We start from the raw sequence: 16,025 nt of genomic DNA on the forward strand, positions 1-16,025 counted from the left end.
TTATAATTTTTTTTTAATGACAAGCAAGATTATAGGAGTCGGCAATTATATTCCGCCGGAAACAATTACAAATTTATTTTTTGACCAGCATCATTTTATTAATAAAAACGGAGAGTCATTAAAGGAAGCGAATGATATTATTGCCAGAAAGCTCAAGGAAATTACCGGCATCGAAGAAAGAAGATATGCATCTGAGCATCAGGTGACCTCTGATCTGGGACTGATTGCGGCCCAGAGAGCAATAGAAAATTCAAAAATAGATCCGGAAACCCTGGACTATATTATATTTGCCCATAATTTTGGAGATGTCCGCTTTGGTACTGTTCAGTCGGATAGTGTTCCCAGTCTGGCTTCAAGAGTAAAGCACCTGCTGAAAATCAAAAATAATTTCTGTGTGGCCTATGATGTGCTGTTCGGGTGTCCGGGCTGGATTGAGGGAGTGATACAGGCTAATGCATTCATCAAATCCGGTATTGCCAAACGATGCCTTGTTATTGGAGCAGAAACCCTTTCAAGGGTAGTAGACATTCATGACAGAGACAGCATGATTTATGCTGACGGTGCAGGAGCTGCTATCCTGGAAATCAGTGAAGATGACAAAGGAATACAGTCCCATTTATCTGCTTCTTACACCTTAACTGAAAAAGACTTCCTCTTCTTTGGCAAGTCATACAATAATGAAAGCTGTCCTGATACGAAATATATCAAAATGGACGGCAGGAAAATCTACGAATTTGCCCTTGTGAATGTAGCAGATGCTATGAAGAAATGTATGGATGCAAGCGGATATTCTATAGACCAGCTCGACAAAATTATTATCCACCAGGCTAATGAGAAAATGGATGAGGCCATTGTAAAACGTTTTTACCAGCTTTATGATTTGCCAATGCCGGAAAATATCATGCCGATGGTTATTAATAAATTAGGAAACAGCAGCGTAGCTACCATTCCGACTTTGCTTACCATGATTTTAAATGGAGAACTTCCTTCCCATGAAATAAAAGAAGGACATGTGGTTTTATTTGCCTCTGTAGGAGCAGGGATGAATATCAATTCATTTGTCTATAAATTTTAATATAACCTACTGGAACGAGAATTACAGTGATATACTGCTCATTTCTCTTCTTTTGAAAAAAGACCCGGATTTTATAATCCGGGTCTTTCATTATGGCTCAGTAAGCTGTTCCGGAAACTATAAATTATTTTAAAATCCATTTTGGCTACACGTTAGTCCAATTTGGCAACTTCAGCCTTTATTCTATTCCTGACCTTTGTCCTGTTAATTTAATACAGAACAAAAATGAAAACAATTTTTATAACAGGCGCTTCAACAGGATTAGGAAAAGCGGCTGCCCAATTATTTCAAAGCAGAGGCTGGAACGTTATTGCAACCATGAGAAACACTGAAGCAGCTTCTGAGCTTGCCGATTTAGACAATGTAACCCTGCTTCCTTTGGATGTTACCAATCTGGAGCAGATAAAATCGACCGTAAATAAAGCCCTTGAACTGGGGGATGTGGATGTGGTGTTCAATAATGCCGGATATGGGCTTATTGGTCCTTTGGAAGCATTAAAGGATGAGCAGATCTTAAAGCAGCTGGATACCAATCTTTTGGGGGTGATCCGGGTAACGCAGGCTTTTATTCCATATTTCAGAGAGAAAAAGAGCGGAATGTTTATTTCTACTACCTCAATCGGAGGACTTATTGCATTTCCTTTGGGTTCAACCTATCATGCAACCAAATGGGCGCTGGAGGGTTGGAGCGAAAGTCTATCTTATGAACTGAATAAATTCGGCATTGATATCAAAACCGTCTCTCCGGGAGGAATTAAGACCGATTTTGTAAGCCGTTCTTTAGATTCGGCAACGAGTCCGGCTTATGAAGAGATTACCAATTCCCTTTTTTCCAGTATGGAAGAAATGATGGAAGCGGCTTCTACACCGGAACAGATTGCTGAAGTGGTATATGAAGCAGCTACAGATGGCAAGAAGCAGTTAAGATACGTAGCAGGAGAGGATGCAAAAGCATTATATGCCCAGCGTCTTGAACTGGGAGCTGAAGCTTTCAGGGAGCAGTTTGGCAAACAGTTTATTTAAGGTATTTTTAAATATTGAGACGGCATAGATTTTATTTATGCTGTCTTTTAATTCAAATATTTAATACATTTATATCATGGAAAAGAAGGATAATACACCTATGAAAATTTCGTCCATATCGGAGCTTCACGACCTGCTGAAGCTTCCCAAACCGCTTCATCCGTTGGTAAGCCTGGTAGATAACACGAAAATGATTGTGAATAAGGAATTGCTGAACAGAAGCTTTTACCTGAATTTTTATAAGATTTCGTATAAGTTTTCTGAACATGGAAAAATGGGCTACGGACAGGGATATTATGATTTTAATGAAGGAGGCATGATGTTTACAGCGCCGGGACAGATTCTTTCTACCGATGCGGATGCAGAATACTGTGGATATACGCTGCTGGTACATCCGGATTTTATACGGACCTATCCTTTGGGCAAGAACATTAAAAAATTCGGGTTCTTTTCCTATGATACCAATGAGGCACTGCATCTATCTGATCAGGAAAAAACAATTATCACCGGATTACTGGATAATATCAGGAATGAGTTGAATACAGCCATTGATGAAGTCAGCCAGGACGTTATTGTGTCTTATATTGAGGTTCTGCTGAATTACAGCAACCGCTTTTATAAAAGACAGTTTATCACCAGAAAAGCAGTCAACAGTGATGTTTTATCTAAAATGGAAGTTATACTGGAAGACTATTTCAATAAACAGGAAACATTAACCAAAGGAATTCCCACCGTGGAATTCCTAGCCTCAGAAATGAACCTTTCACCCCATTATCTGAGTGATATGCTCCGGAATCTTACGGGACAGAATGCTCAGCAGCACATTCATGAAAAACTGATCGAGAAGGCTAAAGAATATCTTACAGCTACGAATTTTTCCGTATCGGAAGTGGCATATGCTTTAGGGTTTGAGCATCCTCAATCATTCAATAAACTTTTTAAAAAGAAAATGGAAAAAACTCCTTTAAGCTACAGACAGTCATTTAATTGAGATATTTCGTAGTGTGAGTAATAATGGTAATCAAATTGTGGCCTCACCAGGAATCGAACCTGGATCTAAAGTTTAGGAAACTTCTATTCTATCCGTTGAACTATGAGGCCATGGAAAAATAAAAATACTAATTAATTTAAATAAATAAAAATTTTTCACAGATAATGGCTTATTAAAAACTGAATAGGTATAAAAAAGAATCCGCTCTTTAGGAGCGGATCCAGTAGATAAATACATCTCATTTTTTTAATTAGACAACAATAAAAAAGCACAGCCGACGATGCTGTGCTTAAATTTTTATTTCAAATTTAATTGCAATTTCAAAGCTGAAAAAAGCAAAAAATGATTTCATTTCAGTTGTATTACATAGTAAATGTAGTACAATTTTTAATACAAAACATGAATTTAAATGTTAAAATTCACAACTTATCCACAATTTACTGTGGATAAGCTTGTAAGTTATTGTTTTTCAGTATGATTTGAAATGTTTTTTTTCAAAATAGTTTTCCTCTTATAAATAAATACTTATCTTTGAATCATTAAAATCTCTTTATAAATATCATTATTTAATCAAGTGCATTTCTAGTACCTGATCCTAAGGTTCAAATTTCTGAACCCTGTTATTCTATTATTTAAAACCCAAAAGAAATCTGACAATAAGTGAGGCATTTCTCATTCACTATTGGGTCATATTTACAACAAAAAGAGATCATTATGAAAACAAATACAATAGCCGTAATAGGCGGCACAGGAAAAACAGGACATTACCTTGTCCAAGAGCTTCTGAAAAGAGAATATTCCATGAAGCTGTTACTCCGGACTCCTGAAAATTTCACTTTTAAAAGCCCTTTAATTGAAGTCGTAAAGGGAGATGCAAGAGATTCTGAAGCTGTGGACCGTCTTATTAAAGATTGCAGTGCAGTAATCAGCAAAATAGGACAGCCTGCCGGAGAAGAGCCGATATTTACGGATGCTACAAAAAATATCATACAGTCGATGAATTCTCACGGAATTAAAAGATATATTGTTACCACCGGTTTGAACGTCAACACCCCTTTTGATCATAAAAATGATAAGGTGAAAATAGCAACGGACTGGATGTATCAGAATTATCCAATGACTACAAAAGATAAACAGGACGAATATGAAATTCTTGTAAATAGTAATCTGAATTGGACATTGGTAAGGCTCCCGTTAATGATTCCTACTTCGGAACATTTCAAAACAGAAACGAATCTGACAGATTGTTTAGGAGAGAAAATCGGTGCGGCAGACCTTTCCCGTTTCTTGGTTTCTCAGATCGATGATGAAACTTATATTAAAAAAAGTCCGTTTTTGTATAATGTTTAAGAATTCAAAGTTCAAAGTTTAAGATTGTTAGATTTAGAACAAAAATTTTTGACCTTTATCAGAACTTAAGCGACCTTCTTATTCACAAAACATTAAATCTTTAAATCACTCAGTGTCAAAAAACTTTTTGTGTCTTTTGTGGTTTAAAAAAAGAGAGCCGGTAAATGGCTCTCTTTTTATATTTAGTTTTCAAGTTTTTCCTTGATGTACTTTGCTGTATGCGATTTTTTATCTTTCGCCAGGTCTTCCGGGGTTCCGGCAAAAACAACTTCGCCACCATATTTTCCTGCCTCCGGACCGATATCTATAATATAATCTGCAGATTTGATAATATCCGGCTGATGTTCAATAACAATTACAGAATGCCCGAGATCAATCAATGCCTGCAGGGATTTCAGTAACTTCTGGATATCATGGAAATGAAGCCCTGTAGAAGGTTCGTCAAAGATAAACAGAGTTTTATCCGTCGTCACTCCCTTGACAAGGAATGATGCCAGTTTTACACGCTGTGCTTCACCACCGGAAAGGGTAGAAGAGCTCTGGCCCAGCTGCAGATAGCCTAATCCGACTTCCTGAAGCGGTCTCAGTTTTGTGACGATCTTTTCTTCGTTATTGTCTTTAAAGAATTCCAAAGCTTCATCCACTGTCATATGAAGAATATCGGAAATGCTTTTCTCATCGAACTTCACTTCCAGGATTTCATTTTTAAAACGGGTACCTTTACATACTTCACATTCAAGCTCAATATCTGCCATGAACTGCATGGATACGTTGATAACGCCTTCTCCTTTACATTCGTCACATCTTCCGCCGTCTACGTTGAAAGAGAAATGTTTAGGCTTATAGCCCATCATTTTTGAAACTTTCTGCTTGGCAAAAAGATCCCTGATGTCATCATATGCTTTCAGGTAAGTTACCGGATTGGAACGTGAAGATTTCCCGATCGGATTCTGATCGATGAGCTCAATATTTTTAATCAGTTTCTTTGGAAATTCTACAGAGTCGTAATCTCCCTTTTTGCCACCCATTCCAAGCTGGATCTGGATATCATTGGTTAAAATTTCCTTCATCAGCGTAGATTTTCCGCTTCCGGAAACTCCAGAGATCACCGTAAGGCTTTCCAGAGGAACATCTACGTCTATATTTTTCAGGTTATTCTGTCTTGCTCCCTTGATGTAAATCCATTCCTTGGCTTTTCTGCGCTTTTTAGGAACCTCAATTTCCATTCTTCCGGTTAAATATTTTGAAGTAAGTGTATCAGCATTTTTAAGATCATGATAATCTCCGGCAAATACAAGTTCACCACCCAGATAACCTGCTTCCGGGCCAATATCTATAATATAGTCAGCAGCTTTCATGACGTCTTCGTCGTGTTCAACCACGATTACGGTATTTCCCAGGTCACGGAGGTTTTTTAAAACTCCGATCAGGTTTTCGGTATCTCTTGAGTGAAGTCCGATAGAAGGTTCATCCAGTATATAAATAGAGCCTACCAGTGAACTTCCCAAACTTGTTGCAAGGTTAATCCTCTGACTTTCACCTCCTGAAAGGGTATTGGAGGTTCTGTTTAATGTTAAATAACCTAAACCGACTTTTAATAAGAACTCAATACGGGTTTTGATTTCGTACAATAATCTTTTGGCCACATCCTGATCATGTTCAGAAAGTTTCAGTCCGTCTATTAAAGGATACAATTCATCAAGAGGAAGCTCGATCATAGACTGGATATTGTGTCCGTCTATTTTTACCCAGCTCGTTTCTTCGCGCAATCTCAGGCCTTCGCAGGTAGGACAGAGCGTTTTTCCTCTGTATCGCGAAAGCATAACGCGGTACTGAATCTTGTACAGATTTTCTTCAAGCATTTTGAAGAAATTATTAATAGAAGGAAAGCTGCTTTTACCGTCACCTTTCCATAGATAATTTTTCTGCTCCTTGGTTAATTGATGATAGGGCTTATGGATAGGGAAGTCTTCCGCTTTTTTAATGAATGCTTTTTTCCATTCACTCATGCTTTCTCCTCTCCAGGCAACGACTCCATCTTCATAAACGGATAGTGTTTTATTGGGAATAACCAGATCTTCATCTATTCCAATCACTTTTCCGTATCCTTCGCATGCCGGACATGCTCCGTAAGGATTGTTGAAACTGAAAAAATGAACATTCGGTTCAAGAAATTCCATACCATCCAGCTCAAATTTATTGGAAAATTCTTTTATTTTTCCGGTATCTGCATTTTTCAGAGCACAATAGCCGTGACCTTCATAAAATGCCATCTGGATAGAATCTGCCAGTCTTTGAAGGAAGCTTTCGTCTTCTTCATAAGAAAAACGGTCGATCACAAGATTAATGATCATTCCTTTTTCAGGAGTAAAGCCGAAGCTTTCCAGATCTTCAATACCGGCTACATTACCGTTGATTTCAAGTCTTGTGAAACCGGCAAGTTTTAAAACATTCAGGGCTTCTTTAAAATTATCTGCATCATATTCCAAAGGAGCGGTCAATAAGAACGAAATATCTTTTTTTGATGCTTTGATAAAATCGATCACGTCAGAAACAGAATCCTTTTTCACTTCCTCGCCTGAAACCGGAGAAAAAGTTTTCCCGATCCTTGCAAAAAGAAGCTTCATATAATCGTAAATTTCCGTTGAAGTTCCCACCGTAGAACGGGGATTGGAAGAAATCACTTTCTGCTGAATGGCAATGGAAGGAGCGAGCCCTTTGATATCATCCACTTTCGGTTTTTCCAGTTTACCCAAAAACTGACGTGCATAAGAACTTAAACTTTCTACATATCGTCTCTGTCCTTCTGCATAAATGGTATCGAATGCCAGGGAAGATTTTCCGCTGCCGGAAACCCCCGTGATCACGATCAGTTTATTTTTCGGGATCAGTACATCTATGTGTTTCAGATTGTTAAGATGGGCATTCTTAACGAAAATCTGTTTTTTTATATCTATTTCTACTGTTTTAGTCATGTTTTATTTATTCATAAAAGTATTACTGACTGTGGTCAGTGTGACTGTTTTTTGCCGTAATTCTGCCTTCTGATAAACTGTTTTGTATCCTTCCGGAAAATTGGCATCGATGAAAATACCTGTAAGTATGGAAAGATGAATATTCAAAGCAAAATTAAGACCCACAAAATTACGAAATTTTAGCGAAAATAAGACGTTTAATATTTACTGACAGATAATTATATTCAATAATAAACCAGCCCATAAAAGTAAAATATTTCCATTTTCAGGCAGAAAAAAAATAGATGGATAAGCCGTTAACAGCCATAAGATTGTATTAATCACTTCATGATTATTAAATTGAAAAATAATTTATGATTTTCGTTATGTTTTTGCACTTTGCTCTTGTTTTGTATTTTAAAATTATTTAAAATTGTATTTATAAATATGTAATATAGAAATGAGAAAGTTATTCAGAGATCTTGTTACACATTTAATGAGAAAAAGATAAAGTTACTACCCTCAAAAGATGCAGTATATCCTACTGCATCTTTTTTATGATATCTATCATTTGTCTTTCTTCGGGAACTCCCTTACTTTTGGGTCCGTTATTAAAGAAACTGACTCAAAACAAAACGGGACTATTATGATCAAGAAGATTGGAAGTATATTTTTATTAGGTTCAATGCTCTGTGCTCATGCGCAGGAAAAAACTACAGATATTGAAAGCATTGAATTTCAGGGGAAATTTATTACTACTCCTTATAAAAGCGCCAATCAGAATATTACGGTTATTACGAAAGAAGATATTGCCCATTCTCCTGCGAAAAGTATTGATGAAGTTCTTCAGCAGGTTCCGGGAATGGACATCAGAAGGAGAGGAGCGAATGGTGTACAAAGTGATATAGGCTTCCGGGGAAGTTCTTTTGAGCAGGTATTGCTGTTGCTGAATGGCATCAGGATGAATGATTCCCAGACCGGGCACAATTCCATGAACATACCGGTAGATATGGATGATGTGGAAAGAATTGAGGTCATCAAAGGTCCGGCTGCCAGAAGATTCGGGCAGAATGCTTATGCCGGTGTCATCAATATCATTACGAAAACAACTCCCGGAAAACGGGTGAAAATAAGTGCCGAAGGCGGAGATTACGAAACCTACGGCTTCGGATTCAATGCGCAGCTGGGAAATGAAAAATTTTCCAATTCACTTCAGGCTAATTCCGCCTCATCACAGGGCTATATGTACAATACGGATTATGAGATCCGAAATGTTTTCTATCAAAGCAAACTGAATATTAAAAACGGTGATCTGAAGCTGCAGGCGGGTTTTTCTGAAAAGAAATTCGGGGCTAACGGTTTTTATGCCTCTAAAAGTGCTACCGAACAATATGAGGAAACGCAGGCTTCTATTGTAAGTTTAGCCCATCAGCAGACTTTTGGCAATCTGAAACTAAGCTCGAATGCATACTGGAGAAGAGGACAGGATATGTACCTGTATGACAGGAATAAGCCGAATGGTTACAGAAATATGCATATTGGGAACAATGTAGGCGGAGAAGTGAATTCCAGCTACCAATGGGGATTGGGAACTACCGGTGTCGGTGTGGAACTGAGAAAGGAGTTTCTGGCCAGTAACAATTTAGGAGAAAGAAACCGTTTTGTTTCGCAGGTTTTCTTTGAGCATCATTTTTCATTATTGGATAAAAAGCTGAACATCAGTCCCGGAATCTCCTGGGCCAATTATTCCAAAGAAGGAAATTTCTTTTATCCCGGTTTGGATGTAGGATATAATTTCAATCAGAACAATAAAATCTACGGGAATATTGCCAGAGTTCACAGGGTTCCTACATTTACAGATCTTTATTATGTAAGTAAAACGGAGCAGGGAAATCCTGATCTGCTTCCGGAAAATGCGGTTTCATCGGAAATTGGTTACCAGTACCAGGACAGTAGGATTTTGGCAAAAGTGAGCGGATTTATGAGAAACTCCAACAATTCTATCGACTGGGTTAAAAAAAGCATGACCGATCCGGTATGGTACGCTCAGAATGTAGGAAAAATAGATACAAAAGGAATTGAAGCAGAATTGAGCCACAGGGTTTTTGACTGGCTGAAGTATACAGCAGGATATACTTATCTGGATAGCAAAATGAAAGAGTCCAATGAGTTTGTCTCCAGGTATATTCTTGATAATCTGAAGCATCAGGTTGTTGCAAAGCTTGAAACCAGATTCTTGCAATATTTTACGAACGAGCTGGTTTACAGGTATAATGAAAGAATGAATCTCGGAACTTATAACCTTCTTGATGAAAAACTGAGTTTTGCGAAAAAAGATTTTTCAGTATATGTGCTGATCAATAATTTGACGAATACAAAATATACGGAAGCTTTCGGAGTTGAAATGCCTCAAAGATGGTTTCATTTAGGCTTCTCCTATACGATCAATATTAAGTAAATGTTAATTTGAGATGAATGAAAGTTAATATTAACAAATTGTTAAATAATTTATTTTTGCAAAAATTTTTTATGAAACTTTTTTTAAGTCTGAGTTTACTTTTGAGTATGACCTTTTTAAAAGCACAGGACCACGTTTCCAGCTTCAATGCAGTGACTCTAACCTATAAGTTTCATCCGAAATTTTTCCTTTATGCCGAAGGTCAGCTGAGAGGCAACGAAGATTATACCTACCCGGATTATTACGAGATCAAAGGGGGAGTGGGATACAATCTGACCAAAAATCATAAGCCTTTTGTTGGCCTTGGGAGATACGTGAACTATAAAGAACACAGCCTGAGCAGAGAGGAGTTCAGGGTATGGTTACAGGACGTGATTGATCTCAAAAAAGGGATCGTCAAGTTTGAAAACCGTTTCCGTGCAGAGAAAAGCTGGTTCTATGAGCCGGCAACAGATAAAGCTTCTCAAAGAATGCGTTACAGATATCGTCTGAACATCAGTGTTCCTCTGAATGCAAAAACCGTTAAAAAGGGAACTGTTTTCGTGAATGCTTATGACGAAATCTTCCTGGTAAGCCCAATGAAGCCTACTTTCGCGAGAAACAGGGTATACGGTGGTTTTGGCTATCAGATTGATGATTATTTCGGGATCCTGATGGGGTATCTTTGGCAGCGCGAATTCGAAGCAAAAGGTAATAAAAACCTTCACTTTATCTATCTGGCTTTAAATATTAACATCGACGGTACAAACCATCCTACAAAAACATATGATTTCCCTGGAGCGGATTAATATTTCTCTATCAGATAATGGTAGGCTTTTAAGTATTTGTTGAACCTTTTGATATCTTTAGGGGTAAGCTCCCTGTTTACTCTTCGGAGATCCATATTGTCGCGGAGATCATTAAGCTTTACAGCGACCGCCAGAGATGACCTTTCTGTTCTTTTAACGAATTCATCGTAATCTTCTTCAGGGTCGAATTTGGTAAGGCAGCTGATGGCAAAAATAATGTATTCCGGAAACCCCTCGGTTCTTAGATAATCCAGACTGAATTCTTCAGGGTGGTCCTCTACAACGTCGTGCAGTACACCAACGATCTTTTCGTCTATTGTTTTACCGTATTCCATTACGCGCATCACGTGAGCTATGTAGGGAACGTGGTATTTGTCGGTTTGACCTTTATGTGCTTTATCAGCTATTTTTATGGCTCTGTTGAGCATTTCTTCTTTTGTCATTTCTAATAGAAAATAGAATACAAAAATAAAAAATGCCTTAAAAAATAAGACATTTTTATTGAGAATATTTTAAGGAATATCAAATAAGCTGATTTAGAGATAAAAAGTTAAGAAAAAGGCTAGAAGATGGAAGCTGGAGGATGGAAGTTACTATTGGCCGGTATTAACAATTTCTTTTAAATTTATTGAAGTAGTTTTATAAAGATTACTAAAAAACACCCTGTGTTTCTATCTTTGGACTTCAATAACCTCCCTCTTCCAGCTTCTGACTTCCTTACATCATGATAAAAACTGAAATGTCTTATCCCGGACTCAGTTTAAATAACGGTTTCATCCTCTACTGAAGCACCTGGCGCGTTGTTTTTTACAGATTCTATACCGTTTTCCATTCCATTTTCAGATTCATACATCTGGCTGGTGCCTATGATCTGCCCGTTTCCGGCTTTTAAATTGAAATAGCAGCGGCCGTCCTTAGCTGTATTTCTTTCAAATTTTGAATCATCCTGTGAATTGGTGCGTACAGATTCTATTCCGTTTTCACATGAGGATTTTGAGCCATACCCCTGGCTGGTTAAGATCACCTGTCCGTTTCCGGCTTTCAGATTGAATTTGAAGTCACTGTCTGTTCTCTTCGAGATAATAAATTTTCCCATAGGTTTTATTTTTGTGTTTGATGTTTGTTAGCTTTTTATAAAATTAGCAAAAATTATTGAAATTTAAAGCGATTTGAAATTCCATTGAGTATTAAATGTTAATTTATATTCCTTAATGATCACTTTTTTCGGAAAAGTAATGGTAAGTTTTAAATTTTCATTATTGTCATCAATTTTATTTGAAATGATGACTGCAGAAAAATAGGCGTTGTTTTTTTGAGCCCTCCATTTTTCAAATTCCTGTTTATCTTCTTTAATGAGTCTGAAAGCTTCGTCATTCATTTTGACCTTTTCCTTTTTGATCCAAAACATATTTAAGCTTAAATAATTGGGATGTTCTGCCGCCAGTTTTTTTATTTCATCTATAATAAAGGATATTTAAAAAGCGCCTCAAAAAAAATGAGACGCTTCAATCAAAATTTATGTTATAAAAGACTAATAAGCTCCTTTAGCAATATAGTGTGCTGCTACTTTTTCAGTTAAAGCCACTACATTCGGATGGTTGGTATATTTTGTGAATCTTCTTAATCCTGAAAGCATCATTCTCTGCTCGTCACCTTCAGCGAAAGAAATAATTCCCTCTTTAGCGGCTACGATGATCTTTTCAACTGCTTTGTAAAGGTTAAGCTGAGCCATTGCTGCTTCTACAGAATCAGGAGAGAAATGTTTCTCAGCTCTTAATATAGCAGATTCTGCCATGTAGATCTGGTTAAGAATTTCTGAAGCATTCAGTAATAAATGCTGTTGTTTCTCAATATCCGTCATGAATTTCTGAAGAGCGGCACCGGAAACCATCAGGAATACTTTCTTAAGGTTTGCGATAATAGCTTTCTCTTCACTCATGAATGCTGAATAATCAGGAACTTCAAATGAAGGAATTCCCATTAATTCTTTGCTGATGGCCATGGCAGGAGAAAGCAGATCCAATTCTCCTTTCATTGCTTTTTTAATCAGCATTCCAACAGCTAAAAGACGGTTGATTTCGTTGGTTCCTTCATAAATTCTTGCAATTCTTGAATCTCTCCATGCTGCTTCCATCGGCATGTCTTCAGAGAATCCCATTCCACCGTACACCTGGATTCCTTCGTCAGCAGTATGTTGTGTTAAATCTGATACGAAAACTTTCAAAATAGAAGCTTCCACAGCAAATTCCTCAACACCTTTCAATTCAGCCTGCTGGTGATTCATTCCACCGGCAACCAATTCATTGATTTTATCTTCAACATCTTTAGCTGCTCTGTAAGATCCGGCCTCCGCAACGAAAATTCCTGTTGCCATTTCTGCCAGCTTCTTTCTGATTGCTCCGAAAGTAGAGATAGAAACGCCAAACTGCTTTCTTTCGTTGGAGTATTGAAGAGAATGGTTTAGGATTCTTCTCTGCCCGTCAAGGTTGGCAGCTGCCAGTTTAATTCTTCCAACATTCAATGCATTCAGAGCGATTTTGAAACCGTTGTTTCTTTCGCCTAAAAGATTTTCAACAGGAACTTTCATATCATTAAAGAAAACCTGTCTTGTAGAAGATGAGCGGATTCCTAATTTATGTTCTTCTTCACCGAAAGTAAGCCCTTCGGTTCCTTCTTTTTCTACGATGAAACCTGTGATGTTCTTATCATCATCAATTTTAGCAAAGACAATGAAAATTTCCGCAAAACCAGCATTGGAGATCCACATTTTTTGTCCGTTGATGATATAATGTTTCCCGTCTTCAGAAAGTTTTGCTCTTGTTTTTCCTGAATTAGCGTCTGAACCAGCATCAGGCTCAGTCAGACAGTATGCCCCGAATTTTGTTCCTGTAGCCAGATCCGGAAGGTATTTTTTCTTTTGCTCTTCTGTACCGTACAATAGGATAGGAAGTGTTCCGATTCCCGTGTGCGCGCCATAAGCTGTTGCCAGTGAACCGTTGGCTCCCGAGCAGTAATCACAGGCCAGCATTGTATTTACGAAGCCCATTCCAAGACCACCATACTCTTCAGGAACAGCAACTCCTAAAAGTCCCATTTCCCCTAACTGACGCATTTTTTCTTCAGTTAAAGCATAATCTTTTTTCTCAAATCTTTCTTTTTGAGGAATTACTTCTCTGTCAATAAATTCTTTCGCAGAGTCACGAAGCATTTTTTGTTCTTCACTCAGTTCTTCAAGACTGAAAATATCATTTGCAGGAATTTCCTTGATGAGGAATTCACCTCCCTTCAGTGTTTTATTAAGTGTATTACTCATTATTTTATGATTTTAAATTTTAGATTTTAAATTTTAAATTATTGATTCTCTGTTATAAATTTTCGGATGAAGTTTTAATGATTTTAGTCAAAATATTAATAATACTTTCAATTTCTTTCAAATAAGAGTCTATTTCAATTTGAACTAAATTTGAAGATTGATAAAGTCTTAGCCAATACTTTGTCTCCCTAGCTTCTTTATTGGCTATAGAAAGTTTTGAGATAAAATCTTTTTTAGATTGTGCAGCAATTGCTTCTTCTACATTTGCGCCAATTGAAGTTCCACAGCGAAGAATTTGTTTAGATAAAATGAATTCATTCTGAGATTTACATTGAGTATAAAATTTAATTATTCTTAAAGCAAAGTCAAAAGTTTTTATCTGAATCAAATTGTCTTCTTTGAAACTCATTTCATCTAAAATTTATAATTTAAAATCTATAATTTATTAAAGAAGTTCGAAAATACTTGCTGCTCCCTGTCCTGTACCCACGCACATAGAAACCATTCCGTACTTATTGCCGCGTCTTCTCATTTCATCAAGAAGCTGAACGGTCAATTTGGTTCCGGTACATCCAAGCGGGTGACCAAGAGCGATAGCACCTCCGTTGACATTCAGGATATCGGGGTTTAGACCTAATTCCTTTTTGATCGCTACAGACTGTGATGCAAAAGCTTCGTTCAATTCAATTAGTTCAATATCTTTTAATTCAAGACCGGCCTGTTTCAATGCTTTTGGAATCGCATAAATCGGTCCCATACCCATAATTCTCGGCTCAAGACCAGCAGCCGCGTAAGCCACTAATCTGGCTTCCGGCTCAAGACCTAATTCTTTGACCATTTCTTCGCTCATTACCATCACGAAAGCTGCTCCGTCACTCATTTGGGATGAATTTCCGGCTGTTACGCTTCCTCCATTCGCGAATACTGGTCTCAGTTTAGCCAAACCTTCCAAAGAAGTGTCTTTTCTAGGACCTTCGTCTATTGAGAAGTCAAACTTTTTAGACTGCATTTTCTGGTTTTCATCCAGGAAATTATATTCTACAGGAATCGAAACGATCTGATTGGCAAACTTGCCTTCCTGATTAGCTTTTAAAGCTTTCATATGAGACTCAAAAGCAAACTGATCCTGTTCTTCTCTTGTAATATTATATTGTTTGGCTACTTCTTCCGCTGTGTAACCCATTCCCCAGTAATAATCAGGGTTTGTTTTAGCGATATCTGTTTCCGGAACAGGCTTGTAACCACCCATCGGAATATAAGACATAGATTCTGTACCTCCTGCGATAATACAATCTGCCATTCCTGCTTGGATTTTTGCTGAAGCAATAGCAATCGCTTCACTTCCTGACGCACAATATCTGTTGACGGTAACTCCGGGAACTTTATCAGTATTCAATCCCATTAAAGAAATTAAACGGGCAACATTCAAACCTTGTTCTGCTTCCGGCATTGCGTTTCCTACGATAAGGTCGTCAATTCTGTTTTTATCTAATTGTGGAAGTTCAGCCATCAACTTTTCGATAACTGTAGCTGCCATTACGTCGGGTCTTGTAAATCTTAGACTTCCTTTTGGAGCTTTTCCAACGGCAGTTCTGAAACCCTTTACTATATATGCTTGTTTCATTTTAGAGTAGAGATTTTTAGACAAGAGATTTGAGACTCTTGCCATTTAAATTATTTTTTTATTAATATTTTCTTTAAAAACATAAATCATTTTTTGCACTTCATCAAGCCTATGTAGTAAGGGTTGATTTATTTCTTCTGAAATAAAATTCAATTTTTCACAAATTATTAATTGAGTTTGAAGTTCATAAGAAGATCCATATGCAATATTTAAAAAATAATAAAATTCCTTTTCTCTTTCTCTCCCAGCTCCTTCCGCTATATTGGAAGAAATTGAAACAGCAGACCTTTTAATCTGTGAAGAAAGTCCATATTTTTCATCGTTTGGCATATTTGCCAATGCCCTATAAACTTCAACACATAAATTAATTGAATCGTTCCAGATTTTCAATTTTTTAATATTGTGCATAAATTACCATCAGATTTAAGTTTTTATCTCTTAGTCTCGAG

14 protein-coding genes and 1 tRNA gene are annotated in these 16,025 nt (G+C 37.2%); 6 read left to right on the forward strand and 9 right to left on the reverse strand.

Annotated elements, in window-relative coordinates; all coding sequences use genetic code 11:
• Positions 1 to 16 precede the first annotated feature (16 nt).
• The 3 genes from AC4IFE_RS07555 to AC4IFE_RS07565 all read left to right on the forward strand — a co-directional run bounded on the left by AC4IFE_RS07555 (position 17) and on the right by AC4IFE_RS07565 (position 3,089).
• On the forward strand, positions 17 to 1,075 hold the full coding sequence (locus AC4IFE_RS07555; protein WP_490756037.1) for a 3-oxoacyl-ACP synthase III family protein: 1,059 nt from the start codon (positions 17 to 19) through the stop codon (positions 1,073 to 1,075).
• Positions 1,076 to 1,300: 225 nt separating this feature from the next.
• On the forward strand, positions 1,301 to 2,098 hold the full coding sequence (locus tag AC4IFE_RS07560) for an SDR family oxidoreductase (RefSeq protein ID WP_490756039.1): 798 nt from the start codon (positions 1,301 to 1,303) through the stop codon (positions 2,096 to 2,098).
• A 76-nt stretch (positions 2,099 to 2,174) separates the two neighbouring features.
• The gene (locus AC4IFE_RS07565; protein WP_490756041.1) at positions 2,175 to 3,089 is read left to right on the forward strand and encodes a helix-turn-helix domain-containing protein; all 915 of its coding nucleotides are present in this window, start codon (positions 2,175 to 2,177) and stop codon (positions 3,087 to 3,089) included.
• 38 nt (positions 3,090 to 3,127) lie between these two features.
• On the opposite strand, the gene AC4IFE_RS07570 is transcribed toward AC4IFE_RS07565, so the two are convergent.
• Positions 3,128 to 3,199, reverse strand: a tRNA-Arg gene (locus AC4IFE_RS07570).
• Between the two features lie 604 nt (positions 3,200 to 3,803).
• Here AC4IFE_RS07570 and AC4IFE_RS07575 point away from each other — a divergent pair.
• Positions 3,804 to 4,439: an NAD(P)-dependent oxidoreductase gene (locus AC4IFE_RS07575; RefSeq protein ID WP_490756042.1), complete on the forward strand. Its 636-nt coding sequence runs from the start codon at positions 3,804 to 3,806 to the stop codon at positions 4,437 to 4,439.
• Positions 4,440 to 4,621: 182 nt separating this feature from the next.
• Here AC4IFE_RS07575 and uvrA read toward each other — a convergent pair whose 3' ends face one another.
• Positions 4,622 to 7,414, reverse strand: coding sequence for an excinuclease ABC subunit UvrA (uvrA, locus tag AC4IFE_RS07580; protein WP_490756044.1), 2,793 nt, complete (start codon positions 7,412 to 7,414; stop codon positions 4,622 to 4,624).
• A gap of 508 nt (positions 7,415 to 7,922) precedes the next feature.
• On the opposite strand from uvrA, the gene AC4IFE_RS07585 reads away from it, so the two are divergent.
• Positions 7,923 to 9,851: a TonB-dependent receptor plug domain-containing protein gene (locus AC4IFE_RS07585; protein ID WP_490756046.1), complete on the forward strand. Its 1,929-nt coding sequence runs from the start codon at positions 7,923 to 7,925 to the stop codon at positions 9,849 to 9,851.
• A 71-nt stretch (positions 9,852 to 9,922) separates the two neighbouring features.
• Positions 9,923 to 10,639 (forward strand): DUF2490 domain-containing protein, encoded by a 717-nt coding sequence (locus AC4IFE_RS07590; RefSeq protein ID WP_490756047.1) that lies wholly within the window; start codon positions 9,923 to 9,925, stop codon positions 10,637 to 10,639.
• Here the strand turns inward: AC4IFE_RS07590 and AC4IFE_RS07595 are convergent.
• The 7 genes from AC4IFE_RS07595 to AC4IFE_RS07625 all read right to left on the reverse strand — a co-directional run bounded on the left by AC4IFE_RS07595 (position 10,636) and on the right by AC4IFE_RS07625 (position 15,966).
• Positions 10,636 to 11,082, reverse strand: coding sequence for a phosphohydrolase (locus AC4IFE_RS07595; protein WP_490756049.1), 447 nt, complete (start codon positions 11,080 to 11,082; stop codon positions 10,636 to 10,638). The two genes, AC4IFE_RS07590 and AC4IFE_RS07595, sit on opposite strands and share 4 nt — an antisense overlap.
• 317 nt (positions 11,083 to 11,399) lie before the next feature.
• The gene (locus AC4IFE_RS07600; protein WP_490756050.1) at positions 11,400 to 11,735 is read right to left on the reverse strand and encodes a YegP family protein; all 336 of its coding nucleotides are present in this window, start codon (positions 11,733 to 11,735) and stop codon (positions 11,400 to 11,402) included.
• Between the two features lie 63 nt (positions 11,736 to 11,798).
• Positions 11,799 to 12,047, reverse strand: a complete 249-nt coding sequence (locus tag AC4IFE_RS07605; protein ID WP_490756052.1) for a hypothetical protein — start codon at positions 12,045 to 12,047, stop codon at positions 11,799 to 11,801.
• Positions 12,048 to 12,170: 123 nt separating this feature from the next.
• Entirely contained in the window at positions 12,171 to 13,952 is a 1,782-nt protein-coding gene (locus AC4IFE_RS07610) for an acyl-CoA dehydrogenase FadE (RefSeq protein WP_490756053.1), read from the reverse strand.
• 52 nt (positions 13,953 to 14,004) lie between these two features.
• Entirely contained in the window at positions 14,005 to 14,361 is a 357-nt protein-coding gene (locus AC4IFE_RS07615) for a four helix bundle protein (protein ID WP_111953172.1), read from the reverse strand.
• Between the two features lie 36 nt (positions 14,362 to 14,397).
• Positions 14,398 to 15,576 (reverse strand): thiolase family protein, encoded by a 1,179-nt coding sequence (locus AC4IFE_RS07620; RefSeq protein WP_490756055.1) that lies wholly within the window; start codon positions 15,574 to 15,576, stop codon positions 14,398 to 14,400.
• 45 nt (positions 15,577 to 15,621) lie between these two features.
• Positions 15,622 to 15,966 (reverse strand): four helix bundle protein, encoded by a 345-nt coding sequence (locus AC4IFE_RS07625; protein ID WP_490756057.1) that lies wholly within the window; start codon positions 15,964 to 15,966, stop codon positions 15,622 to 15,624.
• Positions 15,967 to 16,025 lie beyond the last annotated feature (59 nt).

The organism is Chryseobacterium sp. UF-81 (assembly GCF_058245105.1).

Bases quoted from the DNA above. Each gene is read 5' to 3' on its own strand.
- AC4IFE_RS07560 (WP_490756039.1), top strand. From the start codon at position 1,301: ATGAAAACAATTTTTATAACAGGCGCTTCAACAGGATTAGGAAAAGCG.
- AC4IFE_RS07565 (WP_490756041.1), top strand. From the start codon at position 2,175: ATGGAAAAGAAGGATAATACACCTATGAAAATTTCGTCCATATCGGAG.
- AC4IFE_RS07555 (WP_490756037.1), top strand. From the start codon at position 17: ATGACAAGCAAGATTATAGGAGTCGGCAATTATATTCCGCCGGAAACA.
- AC4IFE_RS07610 (WP_490756053.1), bottom strand. From the start codon at position 13,952: ATGAGTAATACACTTAATAAAACACTGAAGGGAGGTGAATTCCTCATC.
- AC4IFE_RS07615 (WP_111953172.1), bottom strand. From the start codon at position 14,361: ATGAGTTTCAAAGAAGACAATTTGATTCAGATAAAAACTTTTGACTTT.
- AC4IFE_RS07585 (WP_490756046.1), top strand. From the start codon at position 7,923: ATGCAGTATATCCTACTGCATCTTTTTTATGATATCTATCATTTGTCT.
- AC4IFE_RS07575 (WP_490756042.1), top strand. From the start codon at position 3,804: ATGAAAACAAATACAATAGCCGTAATAGGCGGCACAGGAAAAACAGGA.
- AC4IFE_RS07590 (WP_490756047.1), top strand. From the start codon at position 9,923: ATGAAACTTTTTTTAAGTCTGAGTTTACTTTTGAGTATGACCTTTTTA.
- AC4IFE_RS07595 (WP_490756049.1), bottom strand. From the start codon at position 11,082: ATGACAAAAGAAGAAATGCTCAACAGAGCCATAAAAATAGCTGATAAA.
- AC4IFE_RS07620 (WP_490756055.1), bottom strand. From the start codon at position 15,576: ATGAAACAAGCATATATAGTAAAGGGTTTCAGAACTGCCGTTGGAAAA.
- AC4IFE_RS07600 (WP_490756050.1), bottom strand. From the start codon at position 11,735: ATGGGAAAATTTATTATCTCGAAGAGAACAGACAGTGACTTCAAATTC.
- AC4IFE_RS07605 (WP_490756052.1), bottom strand. From the start codon at position 12,047: ATGTTTTGGATCAAAAAGGAAAAGGTCAAAATGAATGACGAAGCTTTC.
- uvrA (WP_490756044.1), bottom strand. From the start codon at position 7,414: ATGACTAAAACAGTAGAAATAGATATAAAAAAACAGATTTTCGTTAAG.